The organism is Pseudomonas sp. ASL7 (assembly GCF_056680375.1).
The window spans coordinates 5,772,569-5,789,768 of sequence record NZ_CM155279.1; the positions used below are offsets into that span (position 1 = coordinate 5,772,569).

At 58.3% G+C, this 17,200-nt stretch carries 14 protein-coding genes; 7 read left to right on the forward strand and 7 right to left on the reverse strand.

What is annotated here, in order from left to right; all coding sequences use genetic code 11:
• Window positions 1-4 precede the first annotated feature (4 nt).
• The 7 genes from algG to yaaA form a co-directional block, all read right to left on the reverse strand.
• Complete coding sequence (algG, locus tag AC1MDT_RS26610) at window positions 5-1,579, reverse strand: mannuronan 5-epimerase AlgG (protein ID WP_480419688.1); 1,575 nt, start codon at window positions 1,577-1,579, stop codon at window positions 5-7.
• Window positions 1,580-1,605: 26 nt separating this feature from the next.
• Window positions 1,606-3,093 (reverse strand): alginate export family protein, encoded by a 1,488-nt coding sequence (locus AC1MDT_RS26615; protein WP_480419690.1) that lies wholly within the window; start codon window positions 3,091-3,093, stop codon window positions 1,606-1,608.
• Complete coding sequence (gene algK / locus AC1MDT_RS26620) at window positions 3,090-4,598, reverse strand: alginate biosynthesis TPR repeat lipoprotein AlgK (protein ID WP_480419691.1); 1,509 nt, start codon at window positions 4,596-4,598, stop codon at window positions 3,090-3,092. The genes AC1MDT_RS26615 and algK overlap by 4 nt, the downstream gene beginning before the upstream one ends.
• A gap of 9 nt (window positions 4,599-4,607) precedes the next feature.
• Entirely contained in the window at window positions 4,608-5,777 is a 1,170-nt protein-coding gene (locus AC1MDT_RS26625) for a PilZ domain-containing protein (protein ID WP_480419692.1), read from the reverse strand.
• 35 nt (window positions 5,778-5,812) lie between these two features.
• Complete coding sequence (alg8, locus tag AC1MDT_RS26630; RefSeq protein ID WP_480419693.1) at window positions 5,813-7,294, reverse strand: mannuronan synthase; 1,482 nt, start codon at window positions 7,292-7,294, stop codon at window positions 5,813-5,815.
• 161 nt (window positions 7,295-7,455) lie between these two features.
• Window positions 7,456-8,772 carry a nucleotide sugar dehydrogenase gene (locus AC1MDT_RS26635; RefSeq protein WP_480419694.1) on the reverse strand — a complete coding sequence of 439 codons (1,317 nt, stop codon included), beginning with the start codon at window positions 8,770-8,772 and terminating at the stop codon, window positions 7,456-7,458.
• Between the two features lie 810 nt (window positions 8,773-9,582).
• On the reverse strand, window positions 9,583-10,362 hold the full coding sequence (yaaA, locus tag AC1MDT_RS26640; protein ID WP_480419695.1) for a peroxide stress protein YaaA: 780 nt from the start codon (window positions 10,360-10,362) through the stop codon (window positions 9,583-9,585).
• A 268-nt stretch (window positions 10,363-10,630) separates the two neighbouring features.
• On the opposite strand from yaaA, the gene AC1MDT_RS26645 reads away from it, so the two are divergent.
• From AC1MDT_RS26645 to AC1MDT_RS26675, 7 genes are all read left to right on the forward strand, one after another.
• A complete protein-coding gene (locus AC1MDT_RS26645; RefSeq protein ID WP_480419697.1) occupies window positions 10,631-11,755 on the forward strand; it encodes a polysaccharide deacetylase family protein in 1,125 nt (374 codons plus the stop codon).
• Window positions 11,756-12,090: 335 nt separating this feature from the next.
• A complete protein-coding gene (locus AC1MDT_RS26650; protein WP_480419698.1) occupies window positions 12,091-13,485 on the forward strand; it encodes a PhoH family protein in 1,395 nt (464 codons plus the stop codon).
• A gap of 235 nt (window positions 13,486-13,720) precedes the next feature.
• Complete coding sequence (moaC, locus tag AC1MDT_RS26655; protein ID WP_027924850.1) at window positions 13,721-14,194, forward strand: cyclic pyranopterin monophosphate synthase MoaC; 474 nt, start codon at window positions 13,721-13,723, stop codon at window positions 14,192-14,194.
• Complete coding sequence (locus tag AC1MDT_RS26660) at window positions 14,191-14,433, forward strand: MoaD/ThiS family protein (protein WP_480419700.1); 243 nt, start codon at window positions 14,191-14,193, stop codon at window positions 14,431-14,433. Before moaC ends, AC1MDT_RS26660 begins: the two co-directional genes overlap by 4 nt.
• A gap of 3 nt (window positions 14,434-14,436) precedes the next feature.
• Window positions 14,437-14,889: a molybdopterin synthase catalytic subunit MoaE gene (moaE, locus tag AC1MDT_RS26665; RefSeq protein WP_480419701.1), complete on the forward strand. Its 453-nt coding sequence runs from the start codon at window positions 14,437-14,439 to the stop codon at window positions 14,887-14,889.
• Window positions 14,890-15,166: 277 nt separating this feature from the next.
• Window positions 15,167-15,943 carry an ABC transporter substrate-binding protein gene (locus tag AC1MDT_RS26670; RefSeq protein WP_480419703.1) on the forward strand — a complete coding sequence of 259 codons (777 nt, stop codon included), beginning with the start codon at window positions 15,167-15,169 and terminating at the stop codon, window positions 15,941-15,943.
• 246 nt (window positions 15,944-16,189) lie between these two features.
• Window positions 16,190-16,699: a disulfide bond formation protein B gene (locus AC1MDT_RS26675; RefSeq protein WP_480419704.1), complete on the forward strand. Its 510-nt coding sequence runs from the start codon at window positions 16,190-16,192 to the stop codon at window positions 16,697-16,699.
• Window positions 16,700-17,200 lie beyond the last annotated feature (501 nt).

Genomic DNA, 17,200 nt, shown 5'->3' on the forward strand with positions numbered 1-17,200 from the left:
ATCCTCAGTCCCGCAGTTCGGTCTGGCGTTCGACAGGGTCGATCAGCACGGCTTTCTGCTGGCGTACCAGCAGGTCGAGAATTTCATCCTGACGATCGCCAAGAATCCCGTTGAAGCTGATGCCGCTGGATTTGGTCGGGGCGAGCATGGACACGCGATACAGCTCGACGCTCAGCGGCGAGTCGATGGACAGCGGCCCGCTGCCGTTGCCGGCCAGTTCACCACCGACCACGATCAGCGAGACCTCGGCGTCGAACGGGTCGAGCTTGATGTCGCGGTCGGAATCGCTCAGGTCTTTGATGTGGCCGTAGACGCCGGTCAGGCCGTTGGCCAATGACAGGTTTTCGTAGAGACGGATGTTCACGCTGTTACGAATGCGGATGCCGTGGCGACGGTTGCTGATCACCTTGTTGGCATACAGCAGGTTGTCGGCACTCTCGTAGAGGGTGATGCCGTCCGTGTGGTTCTGGTAGATCTCGTTGTAGGCGATCAGGTTGTTCACGCTGTTACGATCGATCACCAGGCCCGAAAGGTGGTTGTCGTAGCTGCGGTTGTTGAAGATGAAGCTGTCGTTGACCTCGCGGGAAATAATGATCCCGTGCTTCTTCTTTGTGCCGTGCACCGTGTTGTCGGCGATGATCAGGCCGTGGGAGCGGTCATGCGGGTCGATGCCGTAGACGATGTTGTCTTTGTAGGTGTTTCCCTTGACCACGAAGTCGCGGGTTTCGTAGCAGTAGAAGCCATACCACATGTCCGAGAACTCGGAGCCGACGATCCAGCCGGTCGGTTCAGGACGCTTGAGGACCTTGGCCATGTTCGGCGTGTATTGGGAAATACTCACGCCGTAGGACTTACTGTTGGCGTAGCCGAAACTGGCGATCTTGCTGTTGGCGATGTAGGTTTCGGTGCCGCCCCAGGACAGCAGGAACGGACGGAATTCCTTGGGCGAGGTGAACGTCGCCGGGCCGTTGTCTTTCTCGCGCCAGCCAGTGATTTTGGTGTCACGCACGAACAGCTGACCGTCGTTGACCAGGAACGAACCGGCTTCCTGGGACAGGCGCAGTTCCTGGGTCTGCTTGTCGATTTCGAGGATGCCGTGGCGACCGACCACGATCGGCAGCTTCGCCAGGAACACGCCCGGCGAGGTTTCGCTAAAGTACTGCTTGGGCAGTTTCTTGGCCAGGTCCTTGAGGTTCATGTAGCCGTCGTCGACAAAAATAGCCTGCGGGATGCCGTGCTGGCGCACCACCCATTCGGCCATCTTGTTGTCGCCGCCAATGAAGTCCTTCAGCGCGTCTTCCTGCATCATCCGGCGCACGCTGATTTTGCCGGCCTTGGTGCGCACGATTTTCGCGGCGATGGCGTCGGCGGTGTAGCCGGAGGTGTCCGGCAATGTCGGCTTTGCAATCTCCAGCGGCGCGATTGGCGCGCTGCTGACGGTGTAGGTTTTGGCCTTTTGCAGTTCCTTGGCCATGGTCACCGGTTTGGCGACAGGCTCCACCGTGGCGAAGGCGGCCGAGCTTGCCAGCAGCATCGCGCCGGCCAACAGGGTCAGTGAGCCTCTTTTCGGACTGTTCATGTCGGGCACTCCCTTCGCGGTTCGCATCAGAAGCGCCAGATCACGTCGATAAACGCGCGGTGCATGTACGAATCGACGCCTTTGCCATAGGCATCGCCGGGCTTGAACACACCGCCACGCAAACGCACCAGGGCCGAAGGCTCATCGATCGATTGGCTCATGGCAGCAGGCAGCAGGCCTTGCTTGAAGTACTTGGTGACGACCACGTCCATTTCCTGGCCGAGGTCCTTGGTGCCATCATTCAACGGCAGGGAGGTGCTGGAGAGAATCGCACCGGTTGGGTCATCGGTATTGTTCTCAACGGCATTGATGCCGTTGCTGCCGATAGGCTTATTGCCGTCGACACGCCAGAATTTGTGGTAGATCAGGCTGGCGTCGTATTCGTCGTTGAGCATCCAGGAGCCGAACAGCGTGGCGCTTTGCATGTTTTGCATTTCGCCCCGGAAGGCTTCGCCGAAACGGTGCGCCCGCGAACGAGTACCGGTGTAGTTCGAGCGGTTGCTTTCCAGGCCGTTCTGTTCGTAATCGGGACTGGCACGGGCATACGCTGCACCGACCTGCCATTGCGGATCGAGGCGCAGGCGCACGCCCAGGTCGGTGGCCCAGCCATCAATGCTGCCACTGGTTGTGGGTTGGGCCGGTGCGGTGCCGTTGGCGTTCAGCGGGTTGACCTTGTCGATGTCGCCGCTCATGCCGGTGACGCTGCCCCAGTAATTGACGGTGTTGGTGTTGCGCCAGTTATAGGCATCGCTGTCGGCGGTGAGGCCGATCCAACTGACGTTGCCATTCTGTTTCTTGTCCAGGGTATCGGCGGGCACGCCCGGCTCTGCGTAGTCCAGCTTGCCGTTATCGTGGGTGTGATGACCGCGAATGCCGACCCAGTTGCCCGGTGTCCATTGATACGCCGCATCCGCATAGAAGTGCTGGCGATCTTTATCTTTGGGGGACAGTGCTGTCAGGTCGGTGCGGTATTCGCTGAAGCGTTCGGCGACACCGGCATTGGCGCGCAACAGGGTGGTGTCGAAGGTCCAGTTCAGGGCTTCGATGTTGGTGTCGCGCCATTCGCCGTCATCGTTGTGCAGGTGTTGGCGACCGAGCTTGAGCATCTCGCCGGGGTACGGCGTGAAGCCGCTGTAGCCGACCCAGAACTCGCGCATCGCCAAGTAGTTTTTCTTGGTCTGGCGATCACCGCTGTCGGTGGTCTGGGTGCCGTCGCCGGCGGTCCCTTGCAGGGTGTCCGTCTCAATGATGTCAGTGGCGGTCACGGCCTGGCCCATGGCGTAGGCGCTCCACGCGCCGCTTTCGCCATAGATCCAGGGACGCAGGTCGAGGCCAATGCCGTTGACGTCGCCACCACTTTGCGTACCCAGGTCTGTGTCGCCTTCGGACTCGGCGGTGACTTTCGCGTCAAGGCCGTAGTTCTTGCTTTCGGTCAGTGCCGCCAGGGTCGGGCACGACCACAGCAGGGCGCATGTCAGGCCGATGCCGGCCTTAACGAATGGATTCAACTTCATAGGGATTCCTCGCCGTCTTCTTGCAGGGCATGCAGTTCCAGCGTGTTCTTGCTCAAGGTGGCGCGAACGGCCTGTTCTTGTTTCAACAGGCGTTGGGCCTCTTTGATCTGGGCAGGCGGCAGTTGGGTTTCGATTGTTTGCGCAAGCTCAGTGGCTTGCGGGGTGTCCTGAGCCTTGGCCAGCTGACTGAAGACATAAGCATTGAGCGGGTCGGGCTTGGTGCCCTTGCCTTGGGAAAACAGTTGGGCGATGGCGAAGTCGGCGCTGTTCTGGCCGTTACGCGCAGCCTTGAGCAGGTGATCCAGGGCTTTCTGCGAGTAGACCTTGCCCAGGTAGCCCCGGCGATAGATCTGACCGAGGTAATAATCGGCGGCGACTTCCTTGCCGACGGCTTTCTGGAAGTGTTCTTCGGCGACTTTCGCGTCGGCCGGCACCCATTTGCCTTCGTAGTAGAGCTTGCCCAGCAACAGTTCGGCGCGGGGTTGGTCGGCGGCGCGGCCGTTGTCCAGGTACTTCATCATCGTGTCGACGTCACCGAGTTCCGGGAAGTCGTAGAGCAATTGCGCCAGGCTGACCCAGGAAGCGGGGTAGCCGGGGGCGATGTCTTCGAGCAACGACTGGGCGGTTTTTTCGTCGGTCTTGCCCAGGGTTGCATCGCTGAGTACACGAGCAACACTGTCCACCCGTCGAGCGGAAACGCTGCCACGGGTGTGAGCGGCTTGCATCTGCTTGATCAGCCCGGCCTGTTTTTCTGGCTGGGCCTTTTTCTGATAGACCGTGGCCAGTTCGACGTAGCAGATGTCGGTGGTGTTCAGCGCGGCTTTACAAATCTTTTCCACTTCGTCCAGGTGCTGGTCGTAAGTGCCTTGGGTGCGATACAGCAGCACTTGGGCCAGGCCCGCTTCCGGTTTGCCTTCGGCGCGCCATTGGCTGATCTGCTGCTGGGCGTTGATGTTCGGGAAACTGTGGGGGTATTGCAGGTACAGCATCGCCAGCGGGATCAGGGTGTTGCCTTCACCCGCGACGGCGGCTTTCTTCAACAGGCCTTCGGCTTCGTGTTGCTCGGCTTCGGTGGAGCCGGGTTTGGCCACCAACAGACGACCCAGGCGCGCTTGAGCCCGTGGCGAGACATCGGCCGCAGCGCGGTAAGTCGCCTCGGCCTGCTTGATCTGCTCCGGGTCATGGCTGTCGACCTGGATATCGGCGAGGCCCACTTGCGCTTCGCTGTAGCCCAGGTCGGCCAGTTGTTTGTAGTTCTGCTGCGCCAGCGCGGTGTCGCCGCGCTTGAGGGCTTCGTTGGCCAGACGCTGGTCAGGCAGACCGGCGCAGCCACTGAGGCTGACGGCCAACGCTAGCGTGCACAACGCAAACCCCCTGTGGGAGCGAGCTTGCTCGCGATGCGGGCGGCTCGGTGTTTCAGACAGACCGCAGCGATCCCATCGCGAGCAAGCTCGCTCCCACAGGGTTTGCGGTGTTGTGAGGATAGGTGGAGTCGTCACAGGCATGTCCTCTGCTTAAAGACCGGAAGCCATGGCTTTGTCGATCAGCCAGTTCAGGTTCGGGCCACGGTCGCTGTTCACTTCAACCGGGCGACCGGCGAGCTTGCTGTCCAGTGGCTCGTCCGGCTGGATCAGCACGCGGATGTCGGAGGACAGGTCGGCGCTTTTCAGGCTGGTGCTGCTGACGATCTTGCCGGTGCGGGATTTGTCTTCACCGGCGATCTGGAAGCGGACCGGACTGCCTGGACGCACGTCGCCGAACTGGCGATAGGAGAAGCGTGCTTCAACATTGGCTTGGGTGTTGCGCGGCACCAGTTGGAAGATCACGTCGCCTTTGCTGGCGTACTGACCGTCGGCGACCAGTTGTTGCGCCACGGTGCAATCGCACGGCGAGGTCAGGGTGCCGGTCATTTGCTTGCCGAACAGTTCTTCAACCTTGGCGGGTTGCAGTTGCTCTTCGTCCAGATGGCCCTTGAGCACGTCGAGCATGCTGGTGCTGAACGTCGCCAGCGGTGCGCCTTTGGCGGCAACGCCGTCGGCTTTGATCAGGCTCTGCACGGTGCCGTCACGCGGCATGGTGATGTTCATCCCCGGCACAGTGACCAGGCCAGCCTGTGCGTGGCTGACGAAGTACATGCCGTACACCGATTTGAAAATGAAACCAAACGCCGCCAGGCCGACGAGGAAAATCGCCAGGCTGAACGTCACTGCACGCAAACGACCGAACGGAGTCATGCCGTGGCCGCCATCCTTGACCTTGCGCGCCTTGGTGAAGTTGTCGCGCTGCAGCGTGGCCAGCACTTCACCCATGCTGACGATGTCGCCGGCCAGGTGAGAGGTGATCAGGTGGCGCAGGGTCGAGATGTCTTGTGGTTCCAGGTTCTGGAACTGGCACCCGGCACGACCGGTCGGGCGATCGAAGGAGCGCACCTGCAACTCCACGTCCATGGCCAGGCCGAGGTTATCGATGACGAACTGCAGGCGAGCCTTGTACACATCGCCGATCTTGAGTGGCAACTGACCGGCATTGAAGGCCAGTCCGCCAGCGGACAGGTCGATCACTCGAGCTTCAACCGGGGTCCGGTCAGGACCGAAGAAGCGCAGTTTGGCCGGGATCTTCACGCGGGCGTGTTGGCGCTGGGCTTCTGATTCATGCACTACGTTGGCGTTGACGGCGGTATTCATATGGGCGATTTCCTAGTTAATTCAGGCGAGTTCGGTCAGACCATCAGCAACAGCACGGCAACAAAAATGCTGCCGGCGGAGAAGGTCATGGTCCGAGACGACCAGGTGTTGAACCAACGTTGAAAGCTGGCGAGATCACGGGTCAATTTGGTGTCCTGGCGAGTCCAGGATTGTTGGTCGAGGCGGAAGAACACGTAGATCTTCACCAGCGCGCCGACGATCTGGTTGTAATAGAGAATCGCCGGGTAGGCCGGGCCGATCCGGTGGCCGGAGCAAGACAGCAGCAGGGTCAGGATCAGGCGGGTGATGCCAATCCACAGCAGATAAACCAGGATGAACGCGATGCCGTACTTGAAGCTGGCGATGAGCGCGACGGTCAGGCCAAGCAGCGATGTCCACATCGACACGCGCTGGTCGAACAGCACCACCGAGGTGAACAGGCCGAGGCGTTTCACCCCCAGGCCCAAGGCGCGGGAGTTCTGGCGCAGGTTGTTGCCGTACCAGCGGAACATCAGTTTGCGACTGGCCTTGATAAAGCTTTTTTCCGGCGGGTGCTCCACGGTGTGGATCGCGGCATCCGGCACGTAGAACGTGTCGTAGCCCAGGCGCATCAGGCTGAACCAGCTCGATTTGTCATCACCGGTAAGGAACTTGAAGCGGCCCAGGCGCCAGTGTTGCAGCGAGTCGCTTTCCACGTCGGCGATAAAGTCCGGGTCGGTCACGACCGTCGCACGGAACACCGACATCCGGCCGGTCATGGTCAGCACGCGCTTGGACAAGGCCATGGAGCACATGTTGATGTGGCGCTGGGCGAATCGCAGTTTGTGCCACTCGCTCATGATGTAACCGCCGCGTACTTCGCAGAACTCGTTCGTGGTCAGGCCGCCAACGTTGCCGAACAGCTGGAACCACGGCACGGTCTTGAGCACGACGCCAGGGGCGAGCACGGTATCGCCATCGATCACGGCAACCACGGCGCGGTCGTCCGGCAGGTGGCGGGAGATGGCGCGGAAACCATAGGCCAGGCCATCGCGTTTACCGGTGCCGGGAATGCGCACGAAGTCGAGTTTGACGCGGTCCGGTGGATTCATCCGGGCCCAAAGGCTTTTCACCAGCAGCTCGTCGGACATTTCCACGATCGAGCACACCAGGGTGGCAGGCAGGCCGCAGTCGATCGCTTCGCGAATCACCGAGCTGTACACCTGCGCGGTGGTGAGCGCGTCAATGCGGAAACTCGTCACCATCAAATAGACATGGGACGGGTTTGCCGCTGTGCCCAACTTGCGCACTTTGCGCCGCAGGTGCGGGTAGACCACGTACAGAAACAGCATGCCGCGCAGAAAGTGCGTGGCACCCATCGAGTAACGCCAGATCCCGATAAAACCGATCAGGAAGATGAAGTCCTTCGACTCGGAGTCGAACGTGGACGCAGGCAACGCCATGGCGATGCCCATCAATAAACTTAGGTAAAACAGCCAACCGGCGGCCTGAAGTAGGCCGTGCTTTAGCCTGTGCATAATCTGCATCCGTCTCGATCTCGGGCGAGCCTGTGGGGTGGCCCGATGGGGTTAAGGCAGGCAAAAAAGCTGTAGGAGCGAGGCTTGCCCGCGAAGGGTGTGCCTGAAACATCGCGTCGCCTGGTTCGCCGGCAAGCCTGGCTCCTACAGAGGGCGGTGTGTTACCAGCAGATGCCTTCGGTGCGACCGGTAGCGCTGGTGGCTTTGGACATGAAGCCGACCAGGTCGATCACTTGCTTGCCGTGCGGTGCTTCCAGCGCCAGGGCGCGGAATTTCTCGTCACGGTTGCCGAGGATGATCACGTCGCAGTTGTTGATCACGTCGTCGAAGTCAGCGTTGAGCAAGGACGAGACGTGAGGAATCTTCGACTCGATGTAATCCTTGTTCGCACCGTGAACGCGGGCGTATTCGACGTTGCTGTCGTAGATACTCAGGTCGTAACCCTTGCCGATCAGCATTTCCGCCAGATCAACCAGCGGACTTTCGCGCAGGTCGTCGGTGCCGGCCTTGAAGCTAAGGCCCAGCAGGGCAACTTTGCGTTTGTCGTAGCTGGAAACGATGTCGAAGGCGTTCTGCACTTGCGATTCGTTACTGCGCATCAGCGAGTTCAGCAGCGGTGCATCGACGTCCAGCGAACCGGCACGGAAAGTCAGGGCGCGCACATCTTTGGGCAGGCATGAACCGCCGAAGGCGAAGCCAGGGCGCATGTAGTACTGCGACAGGTTCAGGGTCTTGTCCTGGCAAACCACTTCCATCACTTCGCGACCATCGACGCCGACGGCCTTGGCGATGTTGCCGATCTCGTTGGCGAAGGTCACCTTGGTGGCGTGCCACACGTTGCAGGTGTACTTGATCATCTCGGCGACAGCGATGTCCTTGCGGATGATCGGTGCGTCGAGCTCTTCGTACAGCGATTGCAGAACGTCGCCGCTCGCCTTGTCGAACTCGCCGATAACGGTCATCGGTGGCAGGTCGTAATCGGCGATCGCAGTGCTTTCACGCAGGAACTCCGGGTTGACCGCCACGCCGAAGTCGACGCCTGCTTTCTTGCCGGAGCAATCTTCGAGGATCGGGATCACCACGTTGGCGACAGTGCCCGGCAATACGGTGCTGCGAACCACGATGGTGTGGCGGGAGGTCTTGTCACGCAGGACAAAACCGATCTCGCGGCACACGGCTTCGATGTAGTTCAGTTCCAGGTCGCCGTTCTTCTTGCTCGGCGTACCGACGCAGATCATCGACAGGTCGGTGTCGCGAATCGCCTCGGCGAAATTGGTCGTGCCGCGCAGACGGCCGGTCTCAATACCCTTCTGCAGAAGTTCACCCAGACCCGGTTCAACGATCGGCGATTTGCCGGCATTGATCATATCGATCTTGTCTTTGGCAACATCGACGCCAACGACGTCGTGGCCCCGTGCAGACAGGCAACCGGCACATACTGCGCCGACGTAACCCAAACCAAATATGCTGATACGCATCGCATTTACCTCTGTGATTATCAAGCCATTAGATGGCCGGAGTTAATAGTGTTCAGCGGTCATAGTGCACTAGGAAGTGCGGCATGACAGACGCCACAATGCCGTGTGCAGGCATACAAAGTTCCGAGTGTCGAAATAAGCGCACTCAAGGTATGCGTAACTAGGCTTTATTCTTATGGCTTGCCCTGTTATGCAGCGCATCCTCTAGTCAGAGGACGTTCGTGCAAAGGTCTTGCGCGCTCAATGCCAGGCCGTAAGCCCGTAGATCAAGCGGTTGGGTGCTCAGATGAGCACGTTTATAGGGGCGCAGCCTTGGCCTTGTAGGGGATAGTGTTAATGCGTTATCTCCTGTCCTTCATGTGTTGCCCAAATCAGGGATTAATCAGCGGAAGTTAATGTGACAACTTCGCTGCGTGAATCTCTTATCTGCGTAAGTTATCTCGTACAAGCACTGTGAGAATAGTTACCGATGGTATGAGCGACGCATTTGGACATAGTTCCTGCTAGCCCATCACGAATGATGAAATTTCTTGAGATATCGAGAAAGATGGCACTGCTTTCATATTGATAGCACTTACCGTTTGGCCCTTTATATATAGGCTAATTATCGAATTAGATGGGTTTGTGCCACTACCGATAAAAATTTTCAGTGCCACTACTGAAAAAAATCACAAAAGTCGAGTGAAACAAAAGTTAAGAAACAGAATGCTTGAAATTTGGCGCCATGAAAATGGCGAATTGGGCGGGGATTGGGTCGACCATCAGCGATGGCGCACGACGAATTCTTCAGGTCGTGCGCCGAGGATGGTGTTACTCGGGGGCGTGATCGCGCAGGAAAACCAAAGTGTCCGATTTAGACTGTTCGGCGCTGTAGCGATAGCCTTGTACATCGAATTGCTTGAGGGTTGCCGGGTCGTTGATGCGCTCTTCGATGACGAAGCGGCTCATCATGCCGCGTGCTTTTTTCGCGTAGAAGCTGATGATTTTGTACTGGCCGTTCTTCAGATCCTTGAACTCGGTATTAATGATGCGAGCGTTCAAGGCGTTGCGTTTGACTGCGGAGAAATACTCGTTGGACGCCAGGTTCAGCAGCACGTCATCCCCTTGATCAACCAGGGCTTCGTTCAGCCATTCGCTGATCCGCGTGCCCCAGAAGGCATACAGGTCCTTGCCGCGGGCATTCGCCAGTTTGGTGCCCATCTCCAGCCGATACGGCTGCATCAGGTCCAGTGGACGCAACAGGCCGTACAGGCCGGACAGCATGCGCAGGTGCTGCTGGGCATAGTCGAAATCGGCCTCGCTGAACGTCTGAGCGTTCAACCCGGTGTACACGTCACCCTTGAACGCCAACAGTGCCTGCTTGGCGTTTTCCGGGGTGAATGCTGGCGTCCAGCTACCGAAACGCGCGGCATTGAGGCCGCCGATCTTGTCGGAGACGTGCATCAATTCACTGATTTGCGCAGGTGTCAGATCGCGCAATTGCATGATCAGCTCTTGGGAGTGATCGAGGTATTGCGGTTGGGTAAAGCGCTGGGTCGCCGGCGGTGTTTCGTAATCGAGGGTCTTGGCGGGGGAAATCACCATCAGCATGAAGTCGTCTCCTTTTTTCGTGGGGGCGATTCTAGGGGGTTGTCCGTGTTGACTCCAGCTATCAAGTCCATAGGTGATGATCGGTGGCAATCCGCAAAACCCTGTGGGAGCGAGCTTGCTCGCGAATGCGATCTATCAGTTGGCATTGTTGGTGACTGACACTCCGCTTTCGCGAGCAAGCTCGCTCCCACAGGAGATCGGTGCTGCTGCGGGAATGAAGGCTGGATCAGCTATAGTGCCGCGCGGGTTTTGTTATGGAGGCATCCCTTTGCGTATCGTTTTTCTATTGTCGGCCTGGCTGTTGAGCTTCGGTGCCCTGGCGGCGCCTGGCGATGTGGCGACGTTTGATCGCTCTGCCTGGCCTGAACAGCTCAATAGCCCGACCCTGTTTGACGTTGCATCACGGGCCGAAATACTCATGTTCGCCCGTGTCCTGCTTGCCAGTGAATCCCTGGATGAGGCGAGCCTGGCCCAGCGGTTAGGCTTGCGCACGATCAATCTGGAGTCGATCAACCACCTGCGCCAGCGCATGTGGCAGCGCCTGTTGGTCAATTACAACTTCGCGCAGCAGAGCTGCGATCAGGATGCTTCTTTCTGTTTCCTGGTCGAAGACATGGAGACCCTGCGTGGGCAGGCCGCCAAGTTTAAGGTCAGCGACGATAGCTACTACATAAAGTGGGCCGAGCCGAGTCGGCTGTTCCATGCCCAGTACCTGGACGAGCAATTGCGCAAAGCGGCGCTGTTTCCGCAAACCAGCAGCGAAGTCGATCGTTTTGGCGACTACGAGCGCAACGGCGACGGGATGAATGACCGGCTGTTTTTGCTGAGCTTCGACAGTGCGGCGAATGCCTCGCCGGACAACACGGCCTGGATTGCGGAGTACCTGCGCAAGTCGAACATGAACGGCACGTTCTTCGTCCTGGGCAAGGACATCCAGGCCCGTCTGGCAGAGCACTCGGTGGCCAGCCTGCAGGCGACTTACTCACAACAGTGCATCGGCGTGCAGGGTTGGGAGTTCCGCTCCCACAGCCACTGGCAGGACTGGCAGGATTCGGTGCGACGCAGCGTTGAGCTGGTTAAAAGCAAACTCCCGGAAAACTACGTCCCGCTGTTTCGTCCGCCCGATGGCCAACGTCGTTCGGACGCCGAAGGCTTCTTCAAGTCCCAGGGATTGCAAGTGGCGCTGTGGGATATCGATGCACAGGACGGTGCAGGCAAGCTCAAAGGCAATCAGAGTGGGCAACGGGTGCTGACCCTGATGTTGCTGTGGCGCCATGGGGTGATCAACTTCAATGCGAAGCAGGATGCGGTGAAAACGGCGATGCCCTGGCTTATCACGCAAACGGCGCCAAGCGGGATCGGATGGGAAGACTGTCAGGACGCGTTTCGCTGAAACGGGGAAAGCCAACAAACGTTGGGGATGGGGCGATTTCAGGCGGGATTTCGATGCAGGCGGACTTCCGACTTTAACGGGGTGATGGCAATCCGCCTAGTGCTATTGGTCACTCTGAAAAATAAACTTCAAAAAAACGTCAAAGTACTTTTTTCTGTCATGGGTTTTAGAGTATTACGAAGACAGACCGCCGAAACCTGCAACACAGGTGGCGTCTCCCAAGACCCAGTTTGTGTGCAGTTCACTTGACTCCTTGCAGGTGAATTCGGTGGCCACTTCGAGGCGCAGCACTGTCACGGTATTGCGTCGACTGGCTCCCACAAAGGTGACCGAGTATGGATGATCACGGACGTAGTTCTTCCTCCAACCAGCCAATCCTTTATGTACTCGATACCAACGTATTGATTCACGATCCAAACGCCCTGCTTAACTTCGAAGAACACCACGTCGCGATCCCGATGACCGTGCTTGAGGAGCTGGACAAGCTCAAGAGCGGGCATCACAGCGTGGCTGCGGAATGCCGTCAGGCGATTCGCCTGATCGACAAGACACTGGGCGATGCCAGCCCCGAAGACGTTGAACTGGGGGTGCCGATCCAGCGTGGCAAAAGTGGGCCCAAGGGTTTGCTGTCAATTCTGATGAGCAAGCGTGCCGAGCCAAACATCATTCTTCCCGAACACCTGAACGACAACATCATCATCAATCAGTTGATTGACTTGCACGCGCGCGAACCGAAGCTGCCCGTCGTACTGGTCACCAAAGACATCAACATGCGCCTCAAGGCCCGGGCGTGCGGGATCGCGGCCGAGGACTACAGCACCGACCAACTGGTCGATGACGTTTCGCTGCTGCCCAACGGTTATCACAACATGACCGGCTCCTTCTGGGACCGGGTAAGGAATGTCGAAACCCGTCAGGACCACGGCCGCACCTGGCACCAGGTGCAGTTGATCGACAATCTGCCGGCGGTGCACATCAACGAGTTCATCATCGACGAGCAGGGTTTTGTCGGCTGGATCAAGGAGATCGAGGAAGACCGGCTGCTGATTCTCGACCTGCATCAGGAACCCCTGTTGCACCAGGAAGCCTGGGGCCTGAAGCCGCGTGACATCTATCAGAGCCTGGCGCTGTACGCCTTGCTGGACCCGGACATCCACCTGGTCAACCTGTCTGGCGCGGCGGGTTCGGGTAAAACCATCCTGGCGCTGGCGGCGGCGATCGAGCAGACCATGGTCAGCAAGCGTTATCGCCGTATTATTGCTACCCGTAGCGTACAGGGGCTGGACCAGGAAATCGGTTTCCTGCCGGGCACCGAGGCCGAAAAAATGGAGCCTTGGCTGGGCGCCATCACCGACAACCTCGAAGCCTTGCACATGGATGACGAAAACACCCATGGCAGCGTCGACTACATCCTCAGCAAAGTGCCGTTGCAGTTCAAATCCCTCAACTACATCAGGGGCCGCAGCTTCCAGCAGAGTCTGATCCTGATCGATGAATGCCAGAACCTCACACCGCACCAGATGAAAACCATCATTACCCGTGCCGGTGCCGGTTCCAAAGTGGTGTGCCTGGGCAACCTGGCACAGATCGACACCCCTTACCTGTCCGCGACCAGCTCCGGGCTGACATACCTGACCGAACGCTTCAAAGACTTCCCGAACGGTGTCCACATCACATTACAAGGGGTGCCACGTTCGATTCTGGCCGAATACGCCGAATCGCACTTGTAACAACCTCACCCAAACCGGGCGGCCTGAAAGCCGCCCGGTTTTTTATGCCCGACACAAACCCCCTTAATGTAGGAGCGAGCTTGCTCGCGATGGTGTATCAGGCAAAGTTGTGTCTACAGACACACCATCGCGAGCGAGCTCGCTCCTACAAGGGGATTGGTGTGATCCGATAATCTTGCGTGCGAAAAATTGACCCGCAGGTTTACAATCGGGACTCCTGATCAGGAGTAACCCTGTGCTGACTCATCTCGATTCCCAAGGTCGCGCCAACATGGTCGACGTCACCGAAAAAGCCGTGACGTTCCGTGAGGCGACGGCCCAAGCGTTAGTGCGCATGCTGCCCGAAACCCTGCAGATGATCGTCAGCGGCGGCCACCCCAAGGGTGATGTGTTCGCCGTGGCGCGGATCGCCGGCATCCAGGCGGCGAAGAAAACCAGTGACCTGATTCCGCTGTGCCATCCGCTGATGCTCACTGGGGTCAAAGTCGAGCTGAGTGCCGAAGGCGACGACACCGTGCGCATCGTCGCGCGTTGCAAGTTGTCCGGACAGACCGGCGTCGAGATGGAAGCGTTGACCGCCGCCAGTGTCGCCGCGCTGACTATCTATGACATGTGCAAGGCCGTTGATCGCGGCATGACCATCGAAAGCGTGCGCCTGCTGGAGAAGGTCGGCGGCAAGAGCGGCCATTTCCAGGCAGATCAGCCATGAACGTCACCGTGAAATTTTTTGCCCGTTACCGCGAAGCGCTGGGCGTGGACTCGGTGAAGGTCGAAGGCGACTTTGCCACCATCGACGACGTGCGTGCGCTGCTGGCACAGCGCGACGGCACCGAGGTGCTGCGTGAGCAGAACCTGATGTGTGCGCGCAACGAAGACCTCTGCCAGCTCGACGAGCCAGTGGTCGACGGCGATGAAGTGGCGTTTTTTCCGACCGTGACCGGGGGCTGAGCCATGGCAATTCGCGTGCAGTCGATGGCGTTCGATCCGGGTGCTGAAGTCAACGCCATGCACGCTGCCAATGTGGGCGTCGGCGCGGTGGTGAGTTTTGTTGGTTACGTGCGCGACTTCAATGACGGTCTCGACGTTGCCGGGATGTTCCTGGAGCATTATCCGGGCATGACTGAAAAAGCCCTTGGCAAGATTGCCACCGAGGCCGAGCAGCGCTGGCCGCTGCTCAAGCTTGAAGTGCTGCATCGTATTGGCGCCCTCGAACCGGGCGAGCCGATCGTCTTCGTCGGTGCCGCCAGCGCCCATCGCCAGGCAGCGTTCGACGCCTGTGCCTTTGTCATGGATTACCTGAAAACCCGTGCGCCGTTCTGGAAGAAAGAAAACACCAGTGATGGACCGCGTTGGGTTGAAGGGCGTGACAGCGATCATGCGGCGGCGGATCGCTGGGAGCAGTAAGTTCTTTAGCGCTCTCAGGTACGCCTTCGCGAGCAGGCTCGCTCCCACATGGACGGTGTAAATCCCTGTGGGAGCGAGCCTGCTCGCGATGGGTCATCCGCAACACCAAAATCCTCCTGATTCACCTCCCGACCATCGGCCGGCATAACTTCGTTTGCCCCAATTGACGATCAATACATAAAAGTCCAGTATGGAATTATAAGTACAAAAAAGTCTTCTCCGATTCAGCTTCTTCTTCTGTCTTGCCAAACCAACAACAAACCGCGAGAAAACGAACATGAAGAAATTCCCCCTCATCACCGGTCTGGCCCTGAGCCTGTTGGCGTGCAGCAGCCTGTTCGCCGCCGAAAAACCCCTGCGCATCGGGATCGAAGCGGCTTATCCGCCGTTCGCGTCCAAAACCGATCAAGGCGAGATTGTTGGTTTCGACTACGACATCGGCAATGCCCTGTGCGCGCAGATGAAGGTCAAGTGCGTCTGGGTCGAAGGTGAGTTCGACGGTCTGATTCCTTCCCTGAAAGTGAAGAAAATCGACATGGCGCTGTCGTCCATGACCATCAACGAAGACCGCAAGAAGTCGGTGGACTTCACCCACAAGTACTACTTCACCTCATCGCGCCTGGTGATGAAGGACGGCGCAGTCGTGGATGACCAGTACGCCAGCCTCAAGGGCAAGACTGTCGGCGTGCAGCGCGCAACCACCACTGACCGCTACGCCACTGAGGTTTTTGAACCCAAGGGCATTAACGTCAAGCGTTATGGCAACAACGAAGAGATCTACATGGACCTGGCGGCCGGTCGCCTGGATGCCATTTTTGCCGATACCATCCCGCTGAACGACTTCTTGTCGATGCCTCGTGGCAAGGGCTACGCGTTTGTCGGCCCAGAGCTCAAGGATCCGAAGTACGTGGGCGAGGGCGCCGGGATTGCAGTGCGCAAGGGCAACGCCGAGTTGGTCACCGAGCTGAATACTGCCATCGACGGCATTCGCGCCAATGGCGAATACCAGAAGATCTCAGACAAGTACTTCAAGTCTGATATCTACGGCGATTGATCTATCGCCTTCGCGAGCGGGCTCGCTCCCACATGTGAAATACATTCAAATGTGGGAGATGTGGGAGCGAGCCTGCTCGCGAAGAGGCCTCCGGCTTCTTCCAAATTCTGGAGCGTGTTGGAATTTAATCCCTTCTTAACCGCTTTATCGTTTATTCCCCGACATCTATTCTGCGCGTCCCGGGCTCTCCAAGGTCCAGGCCAGCGTGTAGACTTCGGGACAATCGATATCTGGAAGGGAAACGCGATGAGCGAGGAAACAATGCGGTTGGGACGTGAGCGACGCTACCTGGTGTTGCTGGGTATCATTTGCCTGACGCTGATCGGCGGCGCGCTGTACATGCAAGTGGTACTGGATGAAGCGCCATGCCCGCTGTGCATCCTGCAACGTTATGCGTTGCTGCTGATCGCGCTCTTTGCCTTCATCGGTGCGGCCATGCATACCCGTCGCAGCATCACGGTCTTTGAAACCCTGGTGGTGATCAGCGCCCTGGCCGGCGTTGCGGTGGCCGGGCATCACGTCTATACGCAGTTCTACCCTGAGGTTAGCTGCGGCATTGATGTGCTGCAGCCGATTGTCGATGGTTTGCCTTTGGCGAAGATCTTCCCGCTGGGTTTCCAGGTGGACGGTTTCTGCTCCACACCGTATCCGCCGATTCTCGGTCTGTCCCTTGCCCAGTGGGCACTCGTCGCCTTTGTGCTGGTCGTGGTACTGGTGCCGCTGCTCACTTCGCGTAATCGTAAAGCACTGCGCTGAGGCTATCCGCCACACCGTTGCGTTACCCAAAAAAACGCCCCGGCCCTCGATGAGAGGGCCGGGGCGTTTTTGCATTTCAGAGGCCAGGTCAATAGGCCGTGATGTGCGACAACCAGGGGTGTGGCACATGTGCGACACGTTGTCACAGCAGGAGTGTCGCAAGGCATTTCGATACGCTGCATTGGTACCCGATTACGCAATGAAATTGGTCTTTTCAAGCGACTGGGACCTTCAGCCCTGGAAAACTGGAACAGGCAGTTTTAACAGGCCCTGGCGAATTGCCAGAACCCTTGTCATATGGGGGCTTGGCCAGGGTCGAGGGAGGCCGAAGCGCCGTCGATACTGTCTGAACTGGGTGTGGTAGCCCTACTTATTTTGGTGTTTTTGTTGCGAATCAATTTCGATAAGATGCCGGACTTTTGCGAAACCCGTTAATGATTGTTGCTGGAATGGATAAAAATTATTTCGGGATGAGACATGGTTTATGAATCGCTACATATC